The following is a 2683-nucleotide window of genomic DNA, read 5'->3' as shown; positions in this document are numbered from 1 at the left end:
CGGCGGCGGGGAGGAAGCGCGCCGCCCCCGCGTCGGGCGGCGCCGGCGCCACCGTCGCTGCGGCGGCCAGCCGCAGGTCGCGCTCGAGCGCCACGTCGCGGCGCCCCGCGTCCGTCTCCCCCGCGCAGGCGAGGACCGTCGCCAGCCCCGCCAGCCCCGCCGATCCGGCGGCCGTCCATCCGCGCACGCGCATCGCCCGTCCTCCGTCAGGTGAGAGTCGCCGACCCGCCCCTCCAAACTCCCGCGCGCGCGCCGCCGCGCAAGGCCGCGCGGCCGGGGTCGGCGCCGGCGCGCGATTCGCGGGTACGGGCGGCGTATGCGTCCCTCCTCCACCGCCCTCGCCGCCGCGGGCGTCCTCCTGCTCGCCGCGTGCCGCTCCGAGTCGGCGACGCCGGACGGCACCGCCGCCCCCCCCGCCGGCGACCCCGCCCGCGCCGAGGCGCTGGCCGACACGCTCGGCGCGCTGGTCGCCGACGCGTACGACTTCACCCGCCCCGACCCGGTGGCGCGGCTGATGGCGCTCTACAGCCCGACCGACCCGGTGGTGTCGGCGGCGGCGGGGCGCGTCACCACGTCGCGGGCGGCGCTGCAACTGCAGATCCAGCGCTTCTGGGAGCGCGTCGGTCAGAACATGCGCGACCCGCGGTTCGTGCTCGGCCCGCGCCACGTGACCGCGCTCGGCGCCGACGCGGCGGTGCTGACGACGACCTACGCCATCGTGCACCGCACGCCCGAGGACCGCCCGCACACGCTGCGCGGCGCGTGGACGGCGGTGTTCGAGCGGCGCGGGGGGCGGTGGGTGATCGTCCAGGAGCACCTGTCCGACCCGCCCGCCGGCCCCGCGCCCGCCCCCGCCGCGCCCTAGCTCACCCGCGGCGCCGGCGCGCCGCCAGCCCGATGCCGAGCAGCCCCGTCGCCATGAGCGCGTAGGTCGACGGCTCGGGCACGGTGTTGGTCGTGAACGCGCGGATCTCGCCGGCCGGGTAGGTCGTCGTGTGGATGTTGAAGTACGCGCGCTGGGTGTCCAGCCCGTTGAACAGCGCCGTGCGCGCACCGGCGAGCGTCCCGCCGCCGAAGTTCGTCACGAACGCCGCCGTGAACGACGCGGGGTCGTTCAGGTTCACCGTGCGGTTGTACGTCCCCGCCATCACGCCGACCGGGAAGTCGGGGAGCGTGCCCGGCGTGACGGCCACGCCCACGGTCCCGCTGAACGGCGCGGCGAGGCAGCAGTGGATGTGCGCGATCTGGGTCGTGCCCGACAGGCCGCTCCAGGTCGCGTTCATCGTCAGCCCGAAGGTGCCGGGGTCGTACGAGATCGTCACCGACCCGGTGCCGGTGGCGCCCGCCGCCTCGGGCGCGAAGGTGCCCGTCCACGTCTGGGCGGCGGCGGCGGCGGGGAGCAGCAGGACGGCGGCGACGGCGGACAGCAGGCGTGCGCGGGGCATCGGTCCCTCCGGTGGGCGTCACGATCGGCGCGCCCCACGGGGGCGTGGGCGCGCGCGGCCTGGGGCTGCAGCACGGGACCGGACCGCGCGAATCGTGCCCGCACGGCCGCGCCGCGATCGCGCGGAGTGCCCCGTGACGCCCGCAGACGGCGCGGGCCACGGAAATATTCCGCGGCCCGCGTGAACGCCCCGCAATCGCGCGCGGGCGCTACTCGAAGTCGAGCGCCAGGTCGAGCGCGGGCGCGGAGTGCGTGAGCGCGCCCACCGAGATCCAGTGCACCCCCGTCTCGGCGATCTCGCGCACCGTCTCGAGGCGCACGCCGCCCGAGGCCTCGGTGATGGCGCGCCCCTCGCACAGCCGCACCGCCTCGCGCATCGCGCCGAGCGTCATGTTGTCGAGCATGACGACGTCGGCGCCGGCGGCCAGCGCCGCCTCCACCTGCGGCAGCGTGTCGCACTCCACCTCGACGCGCGCGCCGTCGGGCGCCAGATCGCGCGCGCGGCGCACCGCGAACGCGACGTCGCCGTCCACCGCCGCGAGGTGGTTGTCCTTGATCAGCACCGCCGACGCGAGGTCGAGGCGGTGGTTCATCCCGCCGCCCGCGCGCACCGCGAACTTCTCCAGCTTGCGCCACCCCGGCGTCGTCTTGCGCGTGTCGAGGATGCGCGCGCGCGTGCCGGCCACCGCCTGCACGTACTTCTGCGTGAGCGACGCGACGCCCGACAGCCGCTGCAGGAAGTTGAGCGCCACGCGCTCCGCCGACAGCAGGCCGCGCGCGTGGCCGCTCAGGATCAGCACCGGCATCCCCGGCGTCAGCGCGCCGCCGTCGGCGACGTCGACGCGCACGTTGATGCGCGGGTCGACCTGCCGGAACGCCTCGACCGCCAGCGCGACGCCGGCCAGCACGCCGGCCTGCCGCGCCACGAGGTAGCCGCGCGCGTGGCGCCCGCTCAGCACCGTGGCGAGGGTGGTGACGTCGTTGAACGCCTCGTCCTCGTGCAGCGCCTCGCGCACCAGCAGCGACGTCTGCGCGGGGGTGAGCGGGAAGTACAGCGGCTCGGCGGGGACGACGCCGGTGGAGCCGAAGACCACCTGCCCCGCGACGCCGTCGGCCTCGGCGTCGCGCACCGCGTCGCCGGCCCCCTGCATCATGCGCGACAGGTGCGATTCGGCGCCGGCGGCGCCGACGCGCCGGTCGGCGGCGCGCCGCTCGCGGCGCAGGTCGGGCCGCCGGTCG

At 77.2% G+C, this 2683-nt stretch carries 3 protein-coding genes and 1 pseudogene; 1 reads left to right on the top strand and 3 read right to left on the bottom strand.

Annotated elements, in window-relative coordinates:
• Positions 1 to 193: pseudogene (locus PYV61_RS23780) on the bottom strand (hypothetical protein); the annotation flags it as partial.
• A 123-nt stretch (positions 194 to 316) separates the two neighbouring features.
• Here PYV61_RS23780 and PYV61_RS23775 point away from each other — a divergent pair.
• Complete coding sequence (locus tag PYV61_RS23775; protein ID WP_275836358.1) at positions 317 to 865, top strand: nuclear transport factor 2 family protein; 549 nt, start codon at positions 317 to 319, stop codon at positions 863 to 865.
• 1 nt (position 866) lies between these two features.
• Here PYV61_RS23775 and PYV61_RS23770 read toward each other — a convergent pair whose 3' ends face one another.
• Both PYV61_RS23770 and nadC read right to left on the bottom strand, forming a co-directional pair.
• Entirely contained in the window at positions 867 to 1445 is a 579-nt protein-coding gene (locus PYV61_RS23770; RefSeq protein ID WP_275836357.1) for a CHRD domain-containing protein, read from the bottom strand.
• Positions 1446 to 1653: 208 nt separating this feature from the next.
• Positions 1654 to 2683 (bottom strand): carboxylating nicotinate-nucleotide diphosphorylase (gene nadC / locus PYV61_RS23765; RefSeq protein ID WP_345785285.1); only part of this gene is annotated, 1030 nt, incomplete at its 5' end.

Source organism: Roseisolibacter sp. H3M3-2 (assembly GCF_029211165.1).
Taxonomy (GTDB): Bacteria; Gemmatimonadota; Gemmatimonadetes; order Gemmatimonadales; family Gemmatimonadaceae; genus Roseisolibacter.
This window is presented reverse-complemented; position numbering and strand designations above follow the sequence as displayed.